Raw genomic sequence first — 5,402 nt, 5'->3', positions numbered from 1 at the left:
AGACGATTTCATCCTGGGAGACCCGCTCGTTGACGACCCTGCGGTAGGGGGTCTCGAGGAAGCCCAGCTCGTTGAGGCGGGAGTACGTGGTCACGGACGTGATGAGCCCGATGTTCGGGCCTTCCGGCGTCTCGATGGGACACATCCGGCCGTAGTGCGAGTAGTGCACGTCCCTAACTTCGAAACCCGCGCGCTCCCGCGTCAGCCCGCCCGGCCCCAGCGCGCTCAGGCGCCGCTTGTGCGTCAGTTCCGAGAGCGGGTTCGTCTGGTCCATGAACTGGCTGAGCTGCGAACTCCCGAAGAAAGCCTGGATGACGGCGCTCACCGTACGCGCGTTCACGAGGTCGTCGATGGAGATCTTCTCGGGGTCGCTGTTGATCGACATCCGTTCGCGGACCAGGCGGGCCATGCGCGACAGTCCGACGGAAAACTGGTTCGCGATGAGTTCTCCGATGGACCGCACGCGGCGGTTCCCGAGATGGTCGATGTCGTCCGTGTATCCGCGGCCCTCGTGCAGTTCGACCAGGTAACGGATGATCGCCACGAAGTCGGAGGGGTCCAGCACCACGAGATCGCCCGCGGGGATCTCGAGGCCGAGTAGCCGATACACGTCCTTGAGCCGGTGGTTGATCTTGTGACGTCCCACCCGACCCAGGTCGTATCGCTTGGGGTTGAAGAAGAGCCGATCGAGCGCGCCCCGGGCTGTTGCCAGGTTCGGCGCTTCGCCGGGCCGGACGAGAGAATAAATGGAGTGCAGCGCGGCCGCCTCGCTCGCCGTCGGGTCCTTCGCGAGCGTGTTGCGCAGCAGCGGTGACTCTCCGCGGGGACCGCCCGTGAACACCAGAGCCTCGCGCGCCTTCTCCGACTTGAGCTTCGAGAACAGGCTCGAATCGAAGCGTGCCCCATTCTCGGCCAGGACTTCTCCGGTGTCTTCGGCGACGACATCGGCCGCGAGCTGCGGACTCGAACTCCAGTCGCGGCGCATCGCGAGATCCTCATACGTCCCGCGCAACGGGACGAAGGTCGCGCTCGAGAATACCTCGACCTCGGACACGCCCGCGCGCACGAGGCGCTCGAGGGCTTCCTCGCTCAACAGCTCCCCGCGGCGCACGATGAAGGCATCTTCCCCTTCGAACACCTCGACGCTCGTGATTTCCCCGTCGAGGATGCGCTGCACCAACTCCGCGTCGAGCCGGTCGCCGAGGGCCGCCACCGGCTCCCCACCATCCGCGTCCGGAAGATCGTTCGCCAGCCAGTGCGGCGCGTCCGGAGCGGGCTCGTAGCCCCGCAGTTCCAGCGCCTCGGGATCCTCCCCGAATTCAGGATTCGCGATGCTCCGGGCCACCAGCGTGCCCGTGACCTCGCGGTGTGCCGATGACTCCTCATCATCTTGCGCGTCGATCCGGACGAGCCGGCGTCGGCAGAAGCACTCAAGGATGTCCACGTCCCGCCCGTAGCCGAATGCCCTCAGCAGGGCGGTGGCCGGGAATTTCTTCTTCTTGTCGATGTGAACGTGGATCACGTCGTGGATGTCGAGGGTGAATTCGACCCAGGATCCGCGGAACGGGATGATCCGGGACGAGAAGAGACGCGTGCCGTTGGGATGCAGCGTCTCCTCGAATACGACGCCGGGGGAACGGTGAAGCTGGCTTACGATGACCCGTTCCGCTCCGTTCACGACGAACGTTCCCTGCTCCGTCAGAAGCGGCAGATCCCCGAGATAGACTTCCTTCTCGAGGATATCGCCGGGACGCTTCTCGTCGTCCTTCCCGACCGTCTCGAAGATGACCAGCCGGAGCCGCGCCTTCAGCGGCGCGGAGTAGGTCATGTCGCGCTCGATGCACTCCTCGACCTCGTACTTCGGATCTCCGAGAGAGTAGCTGACGAACTCCAGCGAGAAGTTCTCGTTGACGTCCGTAATCGGGAAGATCTCCCGAAAAACCCGCTCGAGACCGAGGTCCCGACGCTCCTCTTCCCTCGTCTTCGATTGCAGCAGACGCTCGAACGCCTCGCGCTGCACATCCAGGAAGTGCGGCATGTGCATCGGGCGGGCGAGCTTGTCGAACGAAACCGCGGGTCTGCCGTTGACCGTCAAATCGTACCTCCCGCGGGGAACCCCGCGAGTACATGGGAGATGCGTGAATACCGGGGACCGCCCGCAAGCGGTCGAGCCGATTCGTGCACGGTGTGAGGTCGGACCCCTGCGTCATCGGCTCGGCTGCGGTCCCTCCGCAGTCCGGAACCGATCGGATGATCGACGCCGGGGCGTGCCACGCTCGTCAGCGTGGCTACTTGAGATCCGCTGTGGCGCCCTGCTCTTCGAGCTTGGCCTTGATCTCCTCCGCCTCCTCCTTGGACACGCCTTCCTTCACGGGCCCGGGGGCGTTGTCGACGACGGCCTTCGCCTCCTTGAGACCCAGGCTCGTCACCTCTCGTACGACCTTGATCACCTGGATCTTCTTGCTGCCGACCGCCGTGAGGACGACATCGAACTCCGTCTGCTCCTCCTCGGCGGCGTCCCCTCCGCCACCGGGAGCGGCGGCGACGGCGACCGGCGCGGAGGCCGACACGCCGAAGGTTTCCTCCATTTTGTCTTTCAACTCGGCGGCTTCAAGCACCGTCAGCGAGCCGATCTGCTGCAGAAGATCGTCGATTTTGGACATGTTCTTCCGTTCCCTGGATCCTGTACGCATTCCGCACGCCCGCACGTCACGGGCATGCGTCCCACCTCAGGCGGACTGGTTCTTCCTTCCGACCTGTTCGATCATGTCTGCGATGTCGCGGAAGAGCGCATTCAGAGCGCCGGCGATGCCGCCGACGCTCGCCGTGAGCCCGCCCGCGATGCTGCCGAGCAGAACCTCGCGCGACGGAAGATCGGCGATGCGCCTCACTTCTTCCGGCGACGTTTCCACCCGATTGATGACGCCGACCTTCACCACCGGCCGGTCCTCGTTCGCTTTCGCGAATTCCTTCAGCACTCTGGCCGGCGTGACGGGGTCGGCGTCGCTGAGGATGAGCCCTGTCGGACCCTCGAGATGGGCGCTCAGATCCGGGAGATCCAGATCCTCGAGCGCCCGCTTCATGAGGGTGTTCTTCACGACCCGGTAGCTCAGGCCCTCGTCTCGGAGCCGCGTTCGGAAATCCGTGATCGCCTTCACGTTCAGCCCCGTGAAGTCGGTCAGGTAGATCGTCCCGCTCTCTTCGATCTGCGCAGTGAGTTCCTGCGTGACGCGCTGCTTTTCTTCGAGTCTCATGGATCTATCGGTACAGGTCCTCGTCGACGGAAACACCGAGACCCATCGTGCTGGTCACGGTCACGCTCTTCACGTACCGGCCTTTCGCCGCGGCGGGCTTCAGCCGCACGATCTCGTCCATGAGCGCATCGAGATTCTCGTTCAACCGGTCGAGTTCGAAGCTCACCTTTCCGATCGGCGCATGGACGTTGCCGGTACGGTCCACCCGGAATTCGATCTTGCCCGCCTTCGACTCGCGAACGGCCCGACCCACATCCATCGTGACCGTGCCGGCCTTCGGCGTGGGCATGAGGCCGCGCGGGCCGAGTATCCGGCCCAGCCTGGCCACATCCTTCATGAGATCCGGCGTCGCGATCGCAACGTCGAAATCGAGCCACCCCTCCTGGATCTGCTCGATGTACTCGGTTCCCACGTAGTCCGCGCCAGCCTCCTTCGCCTCGGCCGCCCGGTCCGCCTTCACGAGAGCGAGCACGCGCACCTTGCGCCCCGTACCCGCGGGCAGGATGACCGTGCCGCGCACGATCTGGTCCGCCTTGCGCGGGTCCACGCCGAGGCGTATCGCGGCCTCGACCGTCTCGTCGAAGTTCGCGAAGGCCGTTTTCTGCACGCGCTCAAGCGCCTCGCGAGGCGCGAGCGCGCCGTTCGCCGGAGCGGTCTCTACGGCGGAGCGGTATTTCCTGCCGTGTTTCGGCATGTTTCCCGATCTCTCCCGATCAGTCTGCCCGCTCGATCCCCATGGATCGTGCGGTGCCCGCGATCATCCGCATCGCGGCCTCTTCATCGGCCGCATTGAGATCCTTCATCTTGATCCTGGCGATCCTGCGCAGCTGGTCGTCCGTGACCTTGCCGACCTTCTCCCGATTGGGGACCGCAGAACCCGACTCGAGACCGAGTTCCTTCTTGAGCAGTTCCACCGCCGGTGGCGTCTTGGTGATGAAGCTGAACGTTCGGTCCTTGTAGACCGTGATCTCGACCGGGATGATCGTGCCGGCTTCCTGCTGCGTCTGGGCGTTGAACGCCTTGCAGAAGTCCATGATGTTCAGGCCGTGCTGGCCCAATGCCGGACCCACGGGCGGGGCCGGATTCGCCTGCCCCCCCGGAATCTGCAGTTTGATGAATCCGGTAACCTGTTTCTTCGGCGGCATCAGAACCCCTGAAGCTGCGTGTAATCCAGTTCAACGGAGGTCGGGCGCCCAAACAGGCTGACCTGCACGCGCACCTTGCCCTTCTCCGCAAACACTTCTTCCACCGTTCCGCTGAAATCGCTGAACGGTCCCTCCATGACTTCGACGACCTGCCCCGGCCGGAAGGGGATCTCCGTCTCGGGACCCGCCTGCTCAAGTTCATCCGCGATGCCGAGGATCTTGTTCATCTCCTCGGTCTTGAGCGGCTGGGGATCCTTCCCGCTTCCCACGAACTTGATGACGCCGGGCACGTTGTTGACGACGTACATCGTGTTCTGATCCAGCAGCATCTGAATGAGCACGTAGCCCGGGTAGAGCCGCTTCGTCGATTTGACGCGCTTCCCTCCCTTGATCTCGACGACTTCCTGCGTGGGGACGATGACCTCCCTGATCGGAGGCTCATCCCCATACTCCTGGATCTTCTGTTCCAGGAGGGTTTTGACCTTCTTCTCGTGGCCCGAGTACGTCTGCAGCGCGTACCAGCGCGGCGCGTCCCCGGGAAGGCCGGTCTGCGCGGCCCCCGCACCCGTGGACTCAACCACCGAACGACCTGACGATGAATCGCACGGACGCCGCGAAGACCGAGTCCATTACCCCGATGACGATGGCCATGATGAACACGAAGATCAGGATGCCGATCGTTGCACCGCGCAACTGATCCTTGTCGGGCCACGTGACCCGACGCATCTCGACCTGTACCTGTTCCGCGAATTCCTGGGTTCTTCTGACGATGCCGGCCAATCGAACCCCTTACCGTGTTTCCTTGTGCATTTCATGTCCGTTGCAGCGGCGACAGTACTTCTTCTGTTCGACCCGCTGCGGATGCGTCCGCCGATTCTTCGTCGTCGAGTAGTTTCGCTCTTTGCACCGCGCACATTCGAGCGTGATCCGAACCCTCATTTGTGTTCCCTAGTCGTGGATGGCGGTGACGACGCCGGCGCCCACCGTCCGGCCTCCCTCGCGG

8 protein-coding genes are annotated in these 5,402 nt (G+C 64.0%); all 8 read right to left on the bottom strand.

What is annotated here, in order from left to right:
* The coding region (locus OXN85_00375; GenBank protein MCY3598415.1) for a DNA-directed RNA polymerase subunit beta at positions 1–2,095 on the bottom strand (2,095 nt) is incomplete at its 3' end.
* A 193-nt stretch (positions 2,096–2,288) separates the two neighbouring features.
* Positions 2,289–2,663 carry a 50S ribosomal protein L7/L12 gene (gene rplL / locus OXN85_00370; GenBank protein ID MCY3598414.1) on the bottom strand — a complete coding sequence of 125 codons (375 nt, stop codon included), beginning with the start codon at positions 2,661–2,663 and terminating at the stop codon, positions 2,289–2,291.
* Between the two features lie 66 nt (positions 2,664–2,729).
* Entirely contained in the window at positions 2,730–3,254 is a 525-nt protein-coding gene (gene rplJ, locus OXN85_00365) for a 50S ribosomal protein L10 (protein MCY3598413.1), read from the bottom strand.
* Positions 3,255–3,258: 4 nt separating this feature from the next.
* The gene (rplA, locus tag OXN85_00360; protein ID MCY3598412.1) at positions 3,259–3,948 is read right to left on the bottom strand and encodes a 50S ribosomal protein L1; all 690 of its coding nucleotides are present in this window, start codon (positions 3,946–3,948) and stop codon (positions 3,259–3,261) included.
* A gap of 19 nt (positions 3,949–3,967) precedes the next feature.
* Complete coding sequence (rplK, locus tag OXN85_00355) at positions 3,968–4,399, bottom strand: 50S ribosomal protein L11 (protein ID MCY3598411.1); 432 nt, start codon at positions 4,397–4,399, stop codon at positions 3,968–3,970.
* Positions 4,399–4,980 carry a transcription termination/antitermination protein NusG gene (nusG, locus tag OXN85_00350; protein ID MCY3598410.1) on the bottom strand — a complete coding sequence of 194 codons (582 nt, stop codon included), beginning with the start codon at positions 4,978–4,980 and terminating at the stop codon, positions 4,399–4,401. Before nusG ends, rplK begins: the two co-directional genes overlap by 1 nt.
* The gene (gene secE, locus OXN85_00345; protein MCY3598409.1) at positions 4,973–5,179 is read right to left on the bottom strand and encodes a preprotein translocase subunit SecE; all 207 of its coding nucleotides are present in this window, start codon (positions 5,177–5,179) and stop codon (positions 4,973–4,975) included. The genes nusG and secE overlap by 8 nt, the downstream gene beginning before the upstream one ends.
* 9 nt (positions 5,180–5,188) lie before the next feature.
* On the bottom strand, positions 5,189–5,338 hold the full coding sequence (rpmG, locus tag OXN85_00340; protein ID MCY3598408.1) for a 50S ribosomal protein L33: 150 nt from the start codon (positions 5,336–5,338) through the stop codon (positions 5,189–5,191).
* Positions 5,339–5,402: the final 64 nt, after the last annotated feature.

Origin of the sequence: Candidatus Palauibacter australiensis, assembly GCA_026705295.1 — a bacterium.
Lineage (GTDB): Bacteria > Gemmatimonadota > Gemmatimonadetes > Palauibacterales > Palauibacteraceae > Palauibacter > Palauibacter australiensis.
Note: the sequence above shows the minus strand (reverse complement) of the source record. Positions and strands in the feature narration are given on the sequence as shown.